Genomic DNA, 16,828 nt, shown 5'->3' with positions numbered 1-16,828 from the left:
CGCCGTCTCGAGACCCCAGTTTCGTTCGGATTTCAACATCGACTCGAGACCACCAGCAGTTACGATCTGGCAGTATTTGCTAGCCAGCAGTTAGCCACTCATTCAGCACGTGTTGACTGACTCTCTCACCTAGCCGTGATCGGATCGAATACGGAACGTAATGTACTTTGGTTACGCTTGGGTGAGAACGACTAACAGCATAGGCGTCGAAGTGAACGGTGAGGAGTTATCATGACTGAACTCGGCGGATTTCAAGATAGGGTCGCCCGTGTGGATCTTTCGGACGGGGAGGTCGCCTACGAATCGATCGACGAGGAGGACGCGAAGAAGTATATCGGCGCACGGGGGCTCGGCGTAAAGTACGTCTTCGAACAAGGGGTAGACGTCGACCCGCTCGGTCCCGACAACCTGCTCGCCTTTATGAACGGGCCGCTGTCGGGCACGCAGGTGACGATGAGCGGCCGGATCGCGGTCTGTACCAAGTCGCCGCTGACCGGTACTGTCACCGACAGTCACCACGGCGGCTGGTCCGGCGCACGGCTCAAGTGGGCCGGCTTCGACGGCCTCCTCTTCGAGGGTGAAGCCGACGAGCCGGTGTACGCCGTCGTCGAGGACGGCGAGATCGAACTGCGAGACGCCTCCCACCTCTGGGGCGAGGGGTTCCACGAGACCCGCGACGCGCTCGAGGAGGAAGTAGACGGATCATACGGGAAGAACCTCAGCGTTATGGGGATCGGCCCCGGCGGCGAGAACGGCGTCAAGTACGCCTGTATCATGAACGAGGACGACCGGGCCTCCGGTCGCGGCGGCACGGGCTGTGTGATGGGCTCGAAGAACCTCAAGGCCATCGTCGTCAAATCCACCACTCGAATGCCCCAGCCTGCGGATCCGGAGACGTTCAAGCAGGGCCACCAGCAGGCCATGCAGGCCATCACGGAATCCGACGTCACCGCGCCGAACGAGGGCGGGCTCTCGATGTACGGGACGAACGTCTTGATGAACATCGGCGAGGAGATGGACGGCCTGCCGACGAAAAACGGTCGGTACACCTCGACCGAAGCCATGCGTGATGCGGAGGGTGCCGACATCGACGCCGAGCGCGTCTCCGGGGAGAACGTCCGCGAGAATATCCTCGTCGACGAACCGACCTGTCACTCCTGTCCCGTCGCCTGCAAGAAGGAAGTCGAAGTGACGGCGATGCACAAGGGCGAGGAGATGAACGTCCGCACGGAGTCCTACGAGTACGAGTCGGCGTACGCGCTCGGACCGAACTCCGGGCACACCGACCGCGACGCCATCGCGCTCATGCTCGACCGCTGTAACGACATGGGTCTCGACACCATCGAGGCGGGCAACATGATGGCGATGGCGATGGAGATGACCGAGGAGGGGAAACTCGAGGGCGTCGGCGAACTCGACTGGGGCGACACCGAAACGATGATCGACATGATCGAACAGATCGCCCACCGCGAGAACGACCTCGCGGATCTGCTGGCCGAAGGGCCGCGCCGCGTCTCCGAGGCGAAAGACGCCCACGAGAACTCGCTGGCGGTCAAGGGCCAGACCATCGCGGCTTACGACCCCCGCTGCATGAAGGGAATGGGCATCGGCTACGCCACCTCGAACCGCGGGGCCTGCCACCTGCGGGGCTACACCCCCGCCGCCGAAATCCTGGGCATTCCGGAGAAGGTCGATCCCTACGAGTACGAGGGCAAGGGCGAACTCACCGCCGCCTTCCAGGACCTCCACGCCATCAGCGACTCGTTCGACATCTGCAAGTTCAACGCCTTCGCGGAGGGCATCGAGGAGTACGTCCTCCAGTACAACGGGATGACCGGACTGGACGTCGGCGAGGAGGACCTGCTCGAGGCCGGCGAGCGGATCTACAACCTCGAACGGTACTACAACAACCTCGTCGGCTTCGACGGCGACGACGACTCGCTGCCCGCGCGATTCCTCGAGGACGGCATCCCCGGACAGGGCGCCAGCGAGGGCGAGTACTGCGAACTCGAGGAGATGAAAGAAGAGTACTACGACCACCGCGGCTGGGTCGACGGCGTCGTGCCGGACGAGAAACTCGAGGAACTCGAGATCGATCTCGGTCCCGGAACGGGCGTCTCCGCGGGCGACTCGGCGGCACCGGCGGACGACTGAGGCGGTCGAACACTGATCGAGGACCCATCGATCGACGCGATGGTAGCGTCGCCTCCGATTTTGTCGTCGTCTTGCTCGATCTCGAGCGACCGCTCGCGAAACCGATCGAAATCGCTACCTGTCGTTTCTCACATATTTCGATAAGTCATGCTCCTCGTACTCGGCGTCGCGCTCGCGGCCGCCGGCCTCTACGCGGCGGTTCGAAGCGCGGCCGACCTTCGAGACGTCGCCCTGATCGTCGCGAACGATCCGATCGACGGGCGGGAGCTGCTCGAGGCGACCGAACCGGTCGAATTCGAGGGAACCGCCCGCGCCTCGAGCGAGGCCGGTCTCGACGACGCCCCGTTCTCGGACACGCCGTCGCTGTGCTGGTCGGTCCGCGTACAGCGGTTTCGGGCGAATCAGGGCAATTCCGGACGGGGAGGCCGCTGGGAGACCGTCGACGCGGACGAGTCGCGACGGCCGTTCGTCGTCGATCTCGGCACCGCACGCGCCGCGGTCGATCCCGAGGGTGCGACGCTCCGGTTCGGCGAGTGGCGAACCGTGGCGACCGAGTGCGACGAGATCGAGCCGCGATCGTTCGATCACGCGCCCGCGTTGGCGGCGGTGCTCGGACCGGGGTGGTGGCTGTTGCTGCGGGACGAAGCCGACGCGGCCGAAAGCGGTGACGACGAGGCGTCGTCGGCTCGACCCGCGTCCGTCGATATCAAGCACCGGCTTCGGATGCAAGAGCGCCGGCTCGAACCGGGCGACGCCGTTCACGTCTACGGCGCTCGGGCCGCGACGGGAGCCGACGAGTGGGGATCGGAAACGGACGTTTCCGTCGGCGCGCCCGACGGCTTGAGTCGGTACGCGATCACGATCGGCGACGCGTCGGCCGCCGCGCGATCGCAGGTCCGAAACGGGATCGCGCTGGCGCTACTCGGACTCTCCTTGCTCGGCGGCGGCCTCGCCCTGGTCTGGCTCTCCCTCGCGTCGTAGCGGCCAGCGCTAGCGCTCGTCCACGAGCCCGCGCCAGCCCTCGAGTCGATCCGTCACGGCGTCGGTGAGGTCCGTGAGGTACGGCAGCCCCCACGCTGCGACGATGATGGCGCCGATCGTGTTGAAGACGATGTCGGTCATCGTGTCGTCGAGCCCGTGCTGGGCGAGGGGCATCTGGACGCCGGCGTAATCCGCGACGATGTCCTGGGCGAACTCCCCGATCTCCCAGAAGACGCCGAACGAGAGCACGAAGAGCACGACGAAACTCGGAACGAGCACCGGCGGGAGGTGGATCTCCTCGCGGTGTTCGTCGAGCGATCGGATCACGACGTAGCCCACCGCGCCGACGAGCGTGGCCGAGAGCGGGTGGGTGACGTTGTGCCACCAGAACGAGCGCTCGTAGATGTAGAACGAGCCTGCGGCGTGGAGGAAGACGACCAGCGTGATCCAGAGCACGAGTCCGGCGTCGAACGGCAGTCCGTACCGTCGACGCAGCAGCGTCGGGACGAACGTGATCGCGAGCATCGTCGCCACGTTGGTCACCGTCCCGGTATCGAACGTGACCAGTCCGTAGACGACCATCGCCGCCAGTCCCACCCGGAGCGTCTGGACGAACCACCACTGAACCGTCGCGGAAACCGGGAGTCGCTCCTCGAGCGAGGGATAGCCGTCGATATCCGATCGGATCGCGAACCGTTCCTCGTCGATCCCGTCGACCGGCGCCGACACGAGTTCCTCGCCGGGGAACCCACGATAGTAGAGATCGAAGCAGACCCCCGCGAACAGTCCCGCGCCGGTCGCGGCGATCAGCAGCCACATCACCTCCGTGTTGCTCGCGATGACGCTCGTTCCCGCGACGAGATCCTGCGCCCAGGTGAGCGTCGCCCACGTCGCCGCGATGGCGGCCGCGAGCATCGTGACGAACGCGACGGCGAGCCACCGCTCGAACTGCACCTCGGTCAGGCCGTGGATCTCGAGCGTGAGCGCCAGCGCGAGCGCGGCCGCGCCGGCGTACAGGATGATTTGCCGGGTCCAGAGGTCCGGTGCGACGGTCGCCGCAAGCAGCGGCACGACCGCCGCGACCGTTACCTCCCAGGGGAGCGCGGCGCGTTTCGACCCGAGCACGGCCACCGGGACGAGAGCGATCGCCACGACGGTCGCAGCGAACAGCGTCGCGTGGACGAGTCCCTCGAGGAGCGCCCAGCCCCCGATGGCGAGCACGACGGCGACGGCGAGCCACGAGAGGAGGGCGTTCGTTCGCTGGCCGTGAAATGCGCGTGTCGGCACGAGAAATCGTTCGTCGTCACGTACGACAGACCCTCGCTAAAACGCGGGGCTTGCAGCGCCCGTCGCGTGGCGTTTGTGTCCCCGCGATGCGAGTCGACGGGCGCACGGAGGTCTCCAGCCGACCGTCGTATGCTGCCGCCGAACGTATCCCCGCGTCGCCCGTACTCGAGTCCCCATGATGGCCACGACACACGCCTTCGCGGGACTCGTTCTCGCCGCCCTCGTCGCCCTCGTCGCGCCGCAGTTCGCGGTCGTCGTCGCGGTCGCGGCGATCCTCGGCGGGGTCTTCCCGGATCTCGACCTCGTTGGGGCCCACCGACGGACGCTCCACTTTCCGGTCTACTACTGGCTCGTCGCCGCGCCCGCGAGCGTCGTCGCCCTCGCCGTTCCGACGGCGGCCACCGTCGGCCTCGCCGTCTTCCTCCTCGCCGCCGCCTTCCACTCGCTTTCGGATCAGGCCGGCGGCGGCCTCGAGCCGAAACCCTGGCTGGCCACCTCCGAGCGGGCCGTCTACAGCCACTATCACGGCCGCTGGCTCGCGCCGCGACGCTGGATCCGCTACGACGGCGCGCCGGAGGACCTCGCGCTCGCGGCCGTGCTGGCCCTCCCCGCACTGGTCGTCTTCGACGGCACGATTCGGACGGTCGCGGCCGCGTTGCTCGCGGTGTCGGTCGGCTACACGCTGATCAGAAAACCGCTCGCAAGCGCCGGAGAGTGGCTCCTCGACCGGGCTCCCGATGCCGTCGTCTCGGCCACGCCGGAGCGGTTTCTCGCGATGATCGACGAGGAGTACGACGGGCGCGTCGACTGACGCGGCGCCGTCGCTCTCCCGCCGACTGTCGAGACCGAGCGGTTGCGGCGTACTGGAGACGAAGAAAAACGAACAGAAGTGGTGCTCGAGCGGATCGGACTGACAACCGGTTCGCCGTCCGCTACGACCCGCGAGCGGGGATGCGTCGAGACGATCAGTCGTCGGCGACGGCGAACGGCGCGCTGGCGTCGGTATCGGCGTCGGGTTTCGTCATCTCGATCGCGATGTCGCCGTCGTCGACCGAGACGAGGACGTCGTCGAAGCACTTGCGGTACTCCGTCGCGTGCTTGCCGGAGGTGTTGATGCGAACCCGCTCCTCGACGAGGTCGGCTTCGGTCAGCTTCTCGACCTTTCGGTAGGCCGTCGACATCGGAATCTCGCACTGCTCGGAGAGCTCAGTTGCGGTCAACGACTCGTCGTCCGTCGCCTCGAGGATGGCTCGGCAGGCGTCGTCGTCCAGCGCGCCGAGTACCGCGCCGGCGTCGACCGCGTCGTCGGTTGCTGGCCATCCTCGCTTCGTGGTGGGGTTCGTAGCGGACATTGTCTTCAGTTCGTACTACCGACCGGTCCACCTCCAATTGAGTCCCACTAAATACAGGGTGCTTTATATGGGGTGGCGAAAATCGGACGCTCGAGTCGGTCTCGAGTCCGTTCGCTCGGGGGTCGAATGGTGGGTTCCCAACGAACGGGCACGGACGCAGGGTTTAGGAGGCTTCCAGCCACATCTGCACTCGATGCCCTCGGGGATTCGCGCGGAGATCAAGATCGACGATCCGGCCGGCTGCGTCGTCACGCAGGCCGCCGGGGCGGCGAGCGGCAACGTTCAGTCCGTCTCGAAGAGCACCAACCCGGACGCGCCGGAACGCGTCTCCGAGGAGTTCATGCTCGAGGCCGAGGAGTACCCCGACGCGTTCGACACCGACGTCGAGCTGACGTCGATCTTCTCCTACGGCACGAGCGAGGTGTACCGATTCACTCGCGAGCTCGGTCGCGGTTGTCCCTGCGAGTGGATCGAGCGCCACGACTCGCCCGTCGTCGACGTCCGAACGCGTGGATCCGCACTCTTCCTCACCTTCCACGCGCCGGATATGGAGGGGCTGCAGGCGATCATCGGCGACCTCAAGGCGCAGTTTTCGAACCTCGACGTCCAGCGACTGCTCCAGTCCCAGCAGGACCACGCCGAGACGAACCTCGTCTTCGTCGACCGGAGCACGCTGACCGCGCGGCAGTTAGAGGTCCTCGAGACGGCCCACCGAATGGGCTACTTCGAACACCCCAAACGGGCCAACGCCGGCGAGGTCGCCGAGGCGCTCGAGATCACGAGCACGACGTTCACCGAACACCTCGCGGCCGCACAGACGAAACTCCTCGACGCGATCCTCGAGTACGATGACTGAACGCCGATCTGCCGGCGTCCGCATCGATCAAGAATCCTTCGGAACCTACTGCAATTCGGCGGTGAACCGCAACCCTATATATAGTGGACGCACAGCTATGAACGTAGACAACGCACGTCTCAGACGACTACTGACCCCTACATGAGCAGATACGAATTTACCTGTCCCGACTGCGGCCAAGCGATCGAGGTCAACGAGGAGATGCGCGAGGCCACGTTAGAACACGGCTGTCCGGTCTGTGGGAGCGACGTCGCGGCCGCGGATTTCGCCCCCGAACAACAGTCGAACTGACCGGTCGACCCCCGATGGCTACGGATCTCACCTACTCCTCGCGATCGACGTCGGTCCGCCGCCCGCTGAGCGACTCCGGCTCGAGTCGGTAGAGTTCGATATCGAGGTCTTTCTTCCCCTGTGCCCAGATTTCGAACAGCGGACGCTTCGCGTCGCCGTACTGGGCGATCTGTTCGGGCGTCAGCTCCGCCGGCGGGATGTTCTCTAAGCTCCCCGTGGCGATGACGCTCCGGTAGGTCGACGCTACCTCGTCGTAGACGACGAGTCGTGCCCCCGGCGAGGACTCGAGAAACTCGCGTTTCTCGCTCTCCGGCGTCGACACCAGCCGCATATAGAACTCGCGCTCGTCCTCGTCGTACCCGTACGAAATCGGGATCGCGTACGGATCGTCGGTGCGCGCGAGCGAGAGCACCCCCGTCTCGTGCTGACCGAGGAAGTCGTCGATCTCCGCGTCGCTCATTTCGGTCTCCTGATCGATAGCCATCGTCTCAGTGTCTCGAGCAAGGAGGAACACGGTCTTTATAGTTGCCATCGTCGTCGAACCGCGCTCGCCCTCTCGTCCGTGATTAGTTTTCTACCCGACCGTCGCGAACGTCGCCCGTTCCGATACAGACCGGCTCTCTGATCTCGAGTGCCGTCTCGAACGCGCCCTCGCGGTCGGTTCGACGGCCGATCCGCAGCAGTTGTTCCTCGTGTGCGCGGCGGACCGCCGACCGCTCGCGTTCGCTCAGGTCGAGATCGGTGGCCAGTTCCTCCCAGTGGCCCCACTCCACCAGAAACACCTCGAGCTCCTCGTCGGCGTAGCAGCGTTCGTACTCGCGACGGTACCGCTCGAGGGCCGGCCCCAGCAGCGCCTGTGCCTGATGGACGAGCGTCGGCAGTCGCTCCGGCGGCACGCTCGCCTTCGCGGCCGTCAGTACGAGCACCTGTCCCTCGATCGGGTCGCCGGGCATCAGCCCCCCGCTCGCATCGCCTTCTGGGCGAACTCCTCGATCAGCGGCTCGAGGGGATCCGCTTTGGCTCCGTCGCTCTCGCTGTTACCATCGCTCCGGTTCTCCGGCCCCTCGAAGACGACCGTCACTTCGGTGAGCGTCAACGACGGGCCGATGCCGACCGTTTCCGAGGAGAGCGTCGCCGTCCAGTCGTCGCCCGCGACGGTATCGTCGGCGACTTGCTCGCCGCCCAAATTCGTCAGATACCGAACGGCGAGCCGTTCGGAGATGCCGCGAAAAGATCGTTCGACCTGCGTTCCCATAGCCGTCTTTCGAGAGCGATCCAGATAAATCCGACCCGGCGGCGACACTCGGCGAGACGCGGGACGACGAGCGGTCGCGCGCATTCAGACGACCGCCCTGAACGCCACCACGGCGAGGACGCCCGCACACAGTGCCAGCAGGATGTTCTCGGTTCGCCACATCACGGCGAGGACGACCCCCGCGGCGGCCCACTCGGCGGGACCGCCGGCCGCGAGCTCCGGGCCCAGGACGGCGATCACGATCGCACCCGGCAGGATATCGAGTCCGGCCTCGACTCGCTCGCTCACGTCGAATCGACGGACGAGCCAGATGCCACCGACTTTCGCGACCACCGTGACGACGGTCATCGCGAGAATAACCCCGACGACGAGCGGGTCGAGCGACAGTACCTCACCCATCGTGTCGCATCACCTCGACTGCAGCGGCGGCCAGTCCGCCGATCAGGATGTACCACCGGCCCGGGAGCACGTTCGCGGCGACGACGCTCGTTCCGAGTGCGACGAGCCACGGTACCAGCGTCGACCGTCCCTCCCACAGTTCGGCCGCGAGGGCGACGAACACCGCGGCGAGGATGAAGTCGAAGCCGTACTGGTCCGGGTCGCCGACGGATTCACCGGCGAGGACGCCCAGAATCGTCGAACCGACCCAAAAAAACCAGAGCACGATCCCGCTTCCGAGCAGGAACGCGCCGCGGCCGCTGCCCGATTTGAGATCGCGCATCGTCAGCGCCCAGTTCTCGTCGGCCATCATCACGAGACTCCCATAGATCTGGGTCGGCGAGAGGTGACGAAACCAGGGCTGGAGCGCCGCGCCCATCAGTGAGTACCGGAGGTTGACCGCGAACGTCGTAGCGACGATCGCGGCGATCGGAATCGGGTCCGCCCAGAGTTCGACGGCGATGATCTGGGAGGCCCCGGCCAGCACCGTCGCGCTCATCAGGGCCGCTTCCGCGACGCTCAGCCCGGCCTGATTGGCGAGGACGCCGAAGGCGATACCGTAGCCGCCGACGCCGATCGCGATCGGGATGCCGGTGAGAAAGCCGGCGCGGATCCCCTCCCAGCCGAACGTGACCTCGTCGGTATCCGGCGTTCGTTCCGGCCCCGCGTCGTCGACGGATGGATTCGACTCTCGAGGGGCGTCCGTGCTCGACTCCGAATCCATCGCCATTGCGTATCTCACTCTGCGACCGCCGGCGCGTAAAGCGTTCTCGGAATCGGAACGGTCGGTGCTATCACTCGTCAGGTACGTCCCAGTTCGACCGGTCCGGCCGACCGGCTACTGTTCGACCGGCTGCGACCGCCCGCTTCGAGTCTCAGCGACGTCTGCGGCCTCACGCCAGTCGACGGGTCGCGCCGTACCGCTGGCTCGCCGGCCGAACTCGGACAGCCCCCGTCCCTCGAGTACGCCCCTGTCGAGCGTGGTGAGCGCGTCCTGCAGGAACGGCCAGGGATCGTCGCGACTCAGCACGTCGAAGTTGGGCTGTTCGTAACAGGAGCGAGCGATCTCTCGAATCGTGTTCGGGAGCGACGGTCGGTCGACGAGGTTCGACTCTTCGCGCAGGAGACTGAGGAGGTAGGTCAGCTCGCCTTTCAGGTAGTGACAGCCGACACCGAGGTCGTAGCCGGCTTCGATTTCGTCGGCGCGACCGGTCGCCAGCTGCCAGTAGTAGCGGGGGAAGTCCGCGCCCATCTGGACGTTCGCCGAAAGCGAGGTCCACATCCGCGGGTTGATCTCGGTCAGGTAGAACTCGCCCGTCTCGGGGTGGCGCATGTACTCGATGCAGGCGAGCCCGTGCCACTCGAGTTCCTCGAGCAACGCCTGTGCGGCCTTCTGGAGGTCGTCGTCGTAGACGGACTCCCGGTAGACGCCGCCGCCGCCGGTGTACGACGCCCCCCGGAGCTGTCTGTGCTGGACCGACGCCAGCAGCTCGCCGTGATCGTAGAGCGCGCCAACCATGTACTCCTCCTCGATCGGAACGAACTCCTGAACGATGGGGTCGTGGCCGAACGTCTCCCGGAGTTGCGCGACGTTCGGCGTCGTTCCCGCCTCGAGGTGCTCGACGGTCTTGCTCTGTCGTACCTGATCCGGCGGCACCGAGTCGATGTACTCGTCGACGAGGAGGTTGTACCGGGATTTGACGACGGACGGCGTCTCGATCGTCCCGACGTCCTCGAGTGGCCGCGTTCTGGGGACTGGAACGCCAGCTGCGTCTGCAGCCTCCGCCAGTCGTACTCGGTCGTGGACGCGCCGCAACGTCTCGAGCGTCGGCCACGGTGTTGCGATGTGTTCGGCGAACGCCTCCCGGTACGTCGAGAGGACGTAGATATCCGGCTCGCGCACCGGGACGATCGTCCGGACGTCGTCGCGTCGGGCGAGGGCGAGCAGCGCGTCGGCGTACGTTTCGAGGTTTCTCGTCGGGTCGGGAACCAGGACGGCTTCGTCGCAGTGTCTCGAGCAGAACGACTTCGCGGTTGGATCCTCGGAGACGACGATCGTGTGGATATCGCGCCGGGACAGCGAGCGGAGACAGGCGTCGGTACTCGGGACGGAAACGGCCGGGATGACGACCGATCCGTCTGTGCCGCCGCTGTCACTCGGATAGAGATCATCTATTTCGAACATATATTTCAGGAACTGATGCCATTCTTCATCGGCTCGCATCATATCGAATCGGCATGAAACTGCAAACATACCATTTTGTTACCGGTCCGCTCGGCTGCGTCGATTCGGTTCGGAGCGCTCGCGGAATCAGTTGCCACGGCTTCCTCGCCTGCGCGGGCGCGAACACGCCATCGTAGGGTGTCTCCATCCGGTGGGAGCTTCCAGTCGGGTTTCCCTCAACCACCGGCGACCGGCGGAAACACCGACAATCGGTCGCCGTCCTCGAGTTCCGTCTCGACGCCCGCCATGTGGGTCACGTCGCGGCCGTTTTTGAGCACGCTCAGCTGCGGTCTGATCTCGACGCCGTCGTCGCCGTCCTCGAGTAGCTGTCCCTCGAGCCCGTCGTACGACGATTCGAGGCTGGCCAGCACGTCGCCGACCGAGGCGCCGTCGTCGAACGGCTCCACTCGCTCTTTCTGTCCAACGGCCTCCCGAAAGGTGGCGAAAAACCGCAGTTCGATCTCCATAGCGGATGGTCGTGTGCGCCCGCCATAAGTCCGGGTGCCAGCCGGTCGTCCGTCCGGGGCCGACTGTCCGGTTCGCGCGCGAGATGGCCACCGAGATCGACGAAACCGACGAAATCGTCGCGGGTCCGTCGGCAGAACGACGGAGGAGATCAGGCGGGAGATGCCGCCGGCGAGGACGTGTACGTGACGGAGTCGACGTCCCCGCGCTCGAGGGCCTCGTCGATCGCACCGGCACCCACCCCCGCCGCCGCGTCGCTATCGTCCGCCTCGACGACGACGGTGACGGCAAACTCGACGCTGACCGTGTACGGGTCGAACGGACCGGTGGGGTGTTCGTAGACGTCGGCGTCGTCGACCGTCCAGTCCGCGATCGTTCCGTCGGCGTCGAGCGCCTCGAGCGTCGATGCGAGCTCCTCGGTCGCTCCGGCGCAGGCGGTCGTGTCGCTTCCACCGTGGAGGGTCACGAGCGTCGTTCCCGTCCGCGAGACTGCAAACTCCATACGCCCTCTACCGACCGCGAGGGTTTGAACGCTTGGTCTGTACGCACACGCTGCCGCTCGGATCCGGCGACTCGTCCCCGACGAACGCGACGGTTACCGCTCGAGGTCGTCGTAGATCCGTCCCAACTGTTCGAGCGAGTGGTCGACCGAGAGCATGCGCCGCCGTCTGCGACAGAGATCCGCGAGTCGGTCGCCTTCGGCCAGCGTCCGCCGGATCGCCCAGCGGAACTCCTCGAGGTCGCCGGAATCGTAGCGGTAGCCCGTCTCGCCTTCGATGACGCTATCGACGAGCGCCCCCGCGTCGACCGCGACGACCGGCGTCCCGCAGGCGGTCGCCTCGAGCGCGACCAGCCCCTGGGTTTCGACCGGGCTCGGGAAGACGAACGCGTCGAGCGCCGAGTAGAAGTCGGGCAGCTCCTCGCGCTCGAGAAAGCCCAGGAACCGAACGTCGGCGTCGACCGCCTCGGCGCGGGCCTCGAGCGATTCCCGCGCGGGACCGTCGCCCGCGAGGACGAGCACGTAGTCGGTGCCGGCGACGGCGTCGATCGCCTCCTCGAGGTTCTTTTCGGGACCGTGACGGCCGGTGTAGCCGAGCAGTGGGCCGTCGGGAAGGTCGTAGCGATTTCGGAACGGTTCCGGATCGACCGGTCGGAAGAACTCGGTATCGATGCCGTTCGAGACGACCGTCGCCTCGACGTCCGCGCCGATGTGCTCCAGGAGGTGCCGGCGGGCGAACGAGGTCGGCGCGGTGACGTGATCGACGCGCTCGAAAAAGGCCTGTTCGTACGCCCTGCACGTCCGTTTGAAGCTCGGAACGAGCGACTCTGGAACGTGCTGGTGGACGCGATCCTCGAGCAGGGTGTGGTAGGAGGCGACGACGGGAACGTCCCGCTTGCGGGCGAACCGGACGCCCGCCGCGCCGACGGTGAAGGGCGTGTGAACGTGGACGACGTCGGGCGTCTCGAGGCCGTCGGGGATCGCCGGCAGCCCCAGCCGGTAGCGCGGGTACAGCGGCGCGCCGACGCTCGGAAGCGAGAACTCGCCATCGCAGGCTTCGTAGCCGTCCATCTCGGCGAAGACGATATTCATCGTCCCGCCTCGGTAGCGCTGCCATCGGTCGCGCCAGAGCACGATCGTGTAGGTGACCCCGTTGACCGTCGGGAGGTAGAGATCGGTGAACGCGGCGACGTCGTCCGTATCGACCATTGATCGACGATCCATCGGCCACGATCAAATCTGTTCCGAACGTCGACAGGTCTGCTCGCCCGACTGTGCTGTCGACCTCACCGGTCCGGCCGATCGATTCGAAACGCGACGTCGTGTCTCGAGAGCAACGATCGCATCCGGTCGACGCCGCCGGTCGTGTCCCAGCCCTCGGCGGTGTAGTGTTTGTAGGGGTGGCGGAGCCACGAGTACTCCCGGTGAGCGAAGATGTCGACAGCGTCGGTACCGTCCACGAAGAGGGCTACGTGTAGTTGCCAGGTCGAAAGCGGCGACGGTCGTCGGGCCCAACTGCCCGCCGAGAGCCGGCCGTCCCGGTGGACCTTCAGGGAGGCGACCGGCTCCGGGGCGAACGACATCGCCTCGAGGTCCGAACGAAACTCGGAGAGCCCGTACTGGACCGTCCCCACGTACTCGTCGGGATGTTGGACGCACTGCGCGAAGCCACCGAGGGGCTCCTTGATTCGGTGGAGCGTCGGCAGGACGCGACGGCGAACGCGCGTCGTCAGGTCTATCGCAGCCCCGCACTCGACGTCGGCTCCGCCGTCACGGTCGTCAGTCGGTGAATCGTCGATCGATGCCACTGGAGTTCGTATTCGAGTACGACGGCATAGCCATTGTGGCTTCCGCTCCCGGAACGTTCCACTCGCTCCAAGTCGATCGCTACAGATCCTGCAATCGGATTCCGTCCTCGACCAGACGGGCGTTTCGCTCCCGATCCAGGTGCTCGCCGAGCTCCTCGTGTGCGTGCAGTTGTGCGATCACGTCCGCGTAGAGCGTGCGCCACGCGATCGCGTAGATCGGCGACTGGCCCCACGCTCGCAGCTCCGGCACGAGGTCGTCGTAGGTCTCGTGGCGCTGTTCGAAGCGATCGATCGCCTCGAGGACGCGAGCCGCGGCCTCGCGATCGTCTTCCGCGTCTTCGATCGCGCGGTTCAGTCGCTGCTCCCAGCCGGCGACCGCTTCCTGCATGTCCGCGGCGGCGGTCTCGTCGTCATTGGGGAGTCGCTCCAGTACCGGTTTCGGGACGCCGAGTGAGAGTTCGTCCATACCGGACGTACACAACGGGCTGGCAAGAAACTACGGCCCGCTCCAGTTCGGCGACGAGTCAGGGCCACGTCGCCAGCATCACTTCGTCGACGTAGGCGCCGTCGATTCGGTACTGGTCGACGTGTTCGCCCTCGCGTTGCCAGCCGTTGTCCTCCAGGAACTCGATCGCCGCCTCGTTCGTCGCGGGGATGTTCTGGTAGATCTTGTGGTAGTCGGCTTCGCCGGCCCACTCGAGGCCGTAGTCGAGAAGATTCGTGCCGACGCCCGCGCGGCGGAACTCGGGGTCGACGCCGACGGTCAGTTCGGCGGTGTGACGCAGCGAGGGCAGTTCGTGGGCGTCGACGTGGAGCCAACCGATCACCTGCGACTCGTCCCTGGCGTCGGTCGCCGATTCGTCGCCGCCGTCGGACTCGTCGCCGTCGCGATCGGGTTCGAGGACCGCGACGAAGAACACCCGCGACCGTTCCTCGTTCGCGCGGACGAGGGCGGACTCGCGCTCGAGTTGCGTCGCGACGTTTTCGGCGACGATGTACGTTCCACCGTCGGCGACCTCGCGCATCGTTTCGACGATGCCGGCGCGGTCTTCCTCCCGGGCCAGTCTGAGGGTCACGGTTCCGGCCTCGCACTCGAATTCGGTCGGCGTCGCCGAGAAGTCGACGCGGACCTTCCCGTTCGACTCGGTCAGGTAGCCCCGATCTTTCAGCGACTCGAGACAGGCCTCGAGGTCCGCCGTCGGGGGACAGACGGATTCCGTGTACGTTCCGGATCGGGCTGGCTTGGAGTGCGTGGTTCCCGAATCGACGCGAATCGATCGGGCTAGCTCGTTGGGGTCGACGGCACCGTTTCGCTCGACGTACTCGTAGACGGTTCGCTGGATCTCGTCGTCGAACGAAAACGTCGGGTGGACGCTCATACGGTGATGACCGCCGAGCGACCGTATTAGTATGGTGCCTGTATCGTCCGGCAGCGGTCGGTGACCGACTCGAAAGCCGGGCTCGTCGCGTCCGTCGACCGGCCGTCTCGCCTGCCGAACGGCCGACCAGACTCACGCGCACGGCGTCGTATCGCGCGCCGCGCTCGATTTCCGACGAGACAGCCACAGTAGTGGCCTTCTCTGCACTGACCGTCGTGGCCGCTCACGCCAGACGAGTTCACTAGCTTTCGCTCATTTCATTAGATCATACTGGTTCTTCACGGTTCCTAACTCATATCGCACCCTTTGAGAGAGGGTGACCTGTCTGGTAGTGCTACGTTCTTGGCTACTTGTAATGACAAGTAAGTACGCGTCATAACACATGCCTCTCCACGTCGAACGTCAATGTATGAGCGGATCAAGCTACGACAAGACGATTCAGTTCCGTGCCGGAGCCGAAAAAGAGGCAGCGGAGCTCCTCGATGAGATCCACATCGGTGGCGTCAACGTGAGCGAACTCGCCCGCGTCGGCCTAGTCGAAATGCTCCGACAGTCATTAGATGAACAAGACAAGATTGCGGTGTACGAACGATACAGTCGTGGTGAGATCGGTGAGGACGTGGCCCGTGTCCTTCTCGGTGAGAAACTCGATAGGATGGAAGAGGAGAAAGAGTCGTTCGAGGCGGCTTTGGAACGAGACACGTCCGAATTCTTGACGGGCAGCGATGGCGACTGAGGCTCGCTATCCGATACTGGCTGATACGAGTTCCTTGATCGCGGTTGCGAACACCACTCAGTGGGAACGACTGAAAGACGCGATCCACCTTACAACGACAAACGTCTGCAAGCACGAACTTCAAAACCACATCAACTCGAACAAATACCCGCCTAAGGGCAGCCGTGAGCACTACTTGAAACGAGGGAGCCAACGTGTTCTTGAACATCTAGACGAGGATTCGTCGCCGTGGTCGTGCGTAACTGTCGTTCCCCGCCTCATGGACCAGATGCAGGCGAGCAATCGCTCAAGCAGGAACTTTCTGAACACGGTTCGTCGTATCAGATCGTATCGATTCTTGACTCAGCTGCGAGACGGTCTATTCGGCGTCTCATCGAGGACAACGGGTACGACATTGACGTTGTGGGACCACCATATATCCTTTATATCCTGCTTGACAACGACCTCATCGAAAAGCCTGAATTCTGCGAGGCAACCGTGGGGATGATTCGGACGGAAGGGTGGACTGGGTACGAGGTTGTGAAGAACGCGTGGACTAGTATTCCCGTTGATTGTTCCGAAATCCTTGACGGCGAATATGATGATGCCCTCCCACCAAGATGATCTAGCCTATAGTGCCAATCTAATCAGTACAGGGGACTCAAGTTGAAGTGGCATATCCATCGGCAAACATCAAGATGGTTAATATGACAATTGGAACGATGAGCATCAGTATCCCGTCGTTAGGAAATTGCCAAACCGCAGCAGGAACGCCAATAAAAGCAGAAATAGCACAGAATACGAGGAACCGTCGATCAGTAAGTGTACTCATACTTACGGATAGGGAGTAGTAACAATAATAAAACTTATGATGGGATGGGTAATCCGGTCAGCACGCAGCTCAAAGAACTCCCTAAGCGTGTCTGCCATGTCTTACACGCTATACCCTGTTGGCATCCGTAGTCAAACTTTCTTCTACTCTGAACCCCGCTTCGCTCCAAAATAGAGTTTGATTTAGAACAATTCGGAAATCGAATTGTCCTGTACGGGAACCGCGTTTAACCACCTATAGCGTAGGATAAGACAGGTTTCCGGAAACAACACCCCGAACCTTACACTTCGAT

Annotated in this window: 20 protein-coding genes and 1 pseudogene; 7 read left to right on the top strand and 14 right to left on the bottom strand. The window is 64.5% G+C overall.

The window, feature by feature from the left end; all coding sequences use genetic code 11:
* Window positions 1–231 precede the first annotated feature (231 nt).
* A complete protein-coding gene (locus ACSFDB_RS05365) occupies window positions 232–2,154 on the top strand; it encodes an aldehyde ferredoxin oxidoreductase family protein (protein WP_440769979.1) in 1,923 nt (640 codons plus the stop codon).
* Between the two features lie 147 nt (window positions 2,155–2,301).
* A complete protein-coding gene (locus ACSFDB_RS05360; RefSeq protein WP_440769978.1) occupies window positions 2,302–3,135 on the top strand; it encodes a hypothetical protein in 834 nt (277 codons plus the stop codon).
* 9 nt (window positions 3,136–3,144) lie between these two features.
* Here the strand turns inward: ACSFDB_RS05360 and ACSFDB_RS05355 are convergent, their stop codons facing one another.
* Window positions 3,145–4,422, bottom strand: a complete 1,278-nt coding sequence (locus ACSFDB_RS05355; protein ID WP_440769977.1) for a DUF2238 domain-containing protein — start codon at window positions 4,420–4,422, stop codon at window positions 3,145–3,147.
* A gap of 175 nt (window positions 4,423–4,597) precedes the next feature.
* Between ACSFDB_RS05355 and ACSFDB_RS05350 the strand changes: the two genes are divergently transcribed.
* Window positions 4,598–5,233 (top strand): metal-dependent hydrolase, encoded by a 636-nt coding sequence (locus ACSFDB_RS05350; protein ID WP_440769976.1) that lies wholly within the window; start codon window positions 4,598–4,600, stop codon window positions 5,231–5,233.
* Window positions 5,234–5,387: 154 nt separating this feature from the next.
* Here ACSFDB_RS05350 and ACSFDB_RS05345 read toward each other — a convergent pair whose 3' ends face one another.
* Window positions 5,388–5,774 carry a helix-turn-helix domain-containing protein gene (locus ACSFDB_RS05345; RefSeq protein ID WP_440769975.1) on the bottom strand — a complete coding sequence of 129 codons (387 nt, stop codon included), beginning with the start codon at window positions 5,772–5,774 and terminating at the stop codon, window positions 5,388–5,390.
* Between the two features lie 193 nt (window positions 5,775–5,967).
* On the opposite strand from ACSFDB_RS05345, the gene ACSFDB_RS05340 reads away from it, so the two are divergent.
* Together ACSFDB_RS05340 and ACSFDB_RS05335 are read left to right on the top strand one after the other, a co-directional pair.
* Entirely contained in the window at window positions 5,968–6,630 is a 663-nt protein-coding gene (locus tag ACSFDB_RS05340; RefSeq protein ID WP_440769974.1) for a helix-turn-helix domain-containing protein, read from the top strand.
* 141 nt (window positions 6,631–6,771) lie between these two features.
* The gene (locus ACSFDB_RS05335; protein WP_440769973.1) at window positions 6,772–6,921 is read left to right on the top strand and encodes a DUF7560 family zinc ribbon protein; all 150 of its coding nucleotides are present in this window, start codon (window positions 6,772–6,774) and stop codon (window positions 6,919–6,921) included.
* Window positions 6,922–6,952: 31 nt separating this feature from the next.
* On the opposite strand, the gene ACSFDB_RS05330 is transcribed toward ACSFDB_RS05335, so the two are convergent.
* The 12 genes from ACSFDB_RS05330 to ACSFDB_RS05275 all read right to left on the bottom strand — a co-directional run bounded on the left by ACSFDB_RS05330 (window position 6,953) and on the right by ACSFDB_RS05275 (window position 14,989).
* The gene (locus tag ACSFDB_RS05330) at window positions 6,953–7,405 is read right to left on the bottom strand and encodes a pyridoxamine 5'-phosphate oxidase family protein (RefSeq protein WP_440770179.1); all 453 of its coding nucleotides are present in this window, start codon (window positions 7,403–7,405) and stop codon (window positions 6,953–6,955) included.
* 82 nt (window positions 7,406–7,487) lie between these two features.
* The gene (locus ACSFDB_RS05325; RefSeq protein ID WP_440769972.1) at window positions 7,488–7,874 is read right to left on the bottom strand and encodes a DUF8048 family protein; all 387 of its coding nucleotides are present in this window, start codon (window positions 7,872–7,874) and stop codon (window positions 7,488–7,490) included.
* The gene (locus tag ACSFDB_RS05320; RefSeq protein ID WP_440769971.1) at window positions 7,874–8,176 is read right to left on the bottom strand and encodes a MoaD-like domain-containing protein; all 303 of its coding nucleotides are present in this window, start codon (window positions 8,174–8,176) and stop codon (window positions 7,874–7,876) included. The genes ACSFDB_RS05325 and ACSFDB_RS05320 overlap by 1 nt, the downstream gene beginning before the upstream one ends.
* A gap of 84 nt (window positions 8,177–8,260) precedes the next feature.
* Window positions 8,261–8,575 carry an AzlD family protein gene (locus ACSFDB_RS05315; RefSeq protein ID WP_440769970.1) on the bottom strand — a complete coding sequence of 105 codons (315 nt, stop codon included), beginning with the start codon at window positions 8,573–8,575 and terminating at the stop codon, window positions 8,261–8,263.
* A complete protein-coding gene (locus ACSFDB_RS05310; RefSeq protein ID WP_440769969.1) occupies window positions 8,568–9,344 on the bottom strand; it encodes an AzlC family ABC transporter permease in 777 nt (258 codons plus the stop codon). Before ACSFDB_RS05310 ends, ACSFDB_RS05315 begins: the two co-directional genes overlap by 8 nt.
* A gap of 108 nt (window positions 9,345–9,452) precedes the next feature.
* A complete protein-coding gene (locus tag ACSFDB_RS05305; RefSeq protein ID WP_440769968.1) occupies window positions 9,453–10,799 on the bottom strand; it encodes a carboxylate--amine ligase in 1,347 nt (448 codons plus the stop codon).
* Window positions 10,800–11,014: 215 nt separating this feature from the next.
* A complete protein-coding gene (locus tag ACSFDB_RS05300; RefSeq protein WP_440769967.1) occupies window positions 11,015–11,305 on the bottom strand; it encodes a ubiquitin-like small modifier protein 1 in 291 nt (96 codons plus the stop codon).
* Window positions 11,306–11,454: 149 nt separating this feature from the next.
* Window positions 11,455–11,805, bottom strand: coding sequence for a hypothetical protein (locus ACSFDB_RS05295; RefSeq protein WP_440769966.1), 351 nt, complete (start codon window positions 11,803–11,805; stop codon window positions 11,455–11,457).
* 93 nt (window positions 11,806–11,898) lie between these two features.
* A complete protein-coding gene (locus ACSFDB_RS05290; RefSeq protein WP_440769965.1) occupies window positions 11,899–13,011 on the bottom strand; it encodes a glycosyltransferase in 1,113 nt (370 codons plus the stop codon).
* Window positions 13,012–13,088: 77 nt separating this feature from the next.
* Window positions 13,089–13,601: a hypothetical protein gene (locus tag ACSFDB_RS05285; RefSeq protein WP_440770178.1), complete on the bottom strand. Its 513-nt coding sequence runs from the start codon at window positions 13,599–13,601 to the stop codon at window positions 13,089–13,091.
* Between the two features lie 88 nt (window positions 13,602–13,689).
* Window positions 13,690–14,076: a DUF7971 family protein gene (locus ACSFDB_RS05280; protein ID WP_440769964.1), complete on the bottom strand. Its 387-nt coding sequence runs from the start codon at window positions 14,074–14,076 to the stop codon at window positions 13,690–13,692.
* A 58-nt stretch (window positions 14,077–14,134) separates the two neighbouring features.
* Window positions 14,135–14,989, bottom strand: a complete 855-nt coding sequence (locus ACSFDB_RS05275; RefSeq protein WP_440769963.1) for a GNAT family N-acetyltransferase — start codon at window positions 14,987–14,989, stop codon at window positions 14,135–14,137.
* Window positions 14,990–15,398: 409 nt separating this feature from the next.
* On the opposite strand from ACSFDB_RS05275, the gene ACSFDB_RS05270 reads away from it, so the two are divergent.
* Together ACSFDB_RS05270 and ACSFDB_RS21025 are read left to right on the top strand one after the other, a co-directional pair.
* Entirely contained in the window at window positions 15,399–15,725 is a 327-nt protein-coding gene (locus tag ACSFDB_RS05270) for a DUF8065 family protein (protein WP_440769962.1), read from the top strand.
* Window positions 15,715–16,328 (top strand): annotated as a pseudogene (locus ACSFDB_RS21025) (hypothetical protein). The gene ACSFDB_RS05270 and the pseudogene ACSFDB_RS21025 overlap by 11 nt, the downstream one beginning before the upstream one ends.
* Window positions 16,329–16,828 lie beyond the last annotated feature (500 nt).

This window comes from Natronorubrum amylolyticum (assembly GCF_052040145.1).
Lineage (GTDB): Archaea > Halobacteriota > Halobacteria > Halobacteriales > Natrialbaceae > Natronorubrum.
The sequence above is the reverse complement of the archived record's forward strand: the minus strand, read 5'-3'. Positions and strand labels throughout refer to the sequence as shown.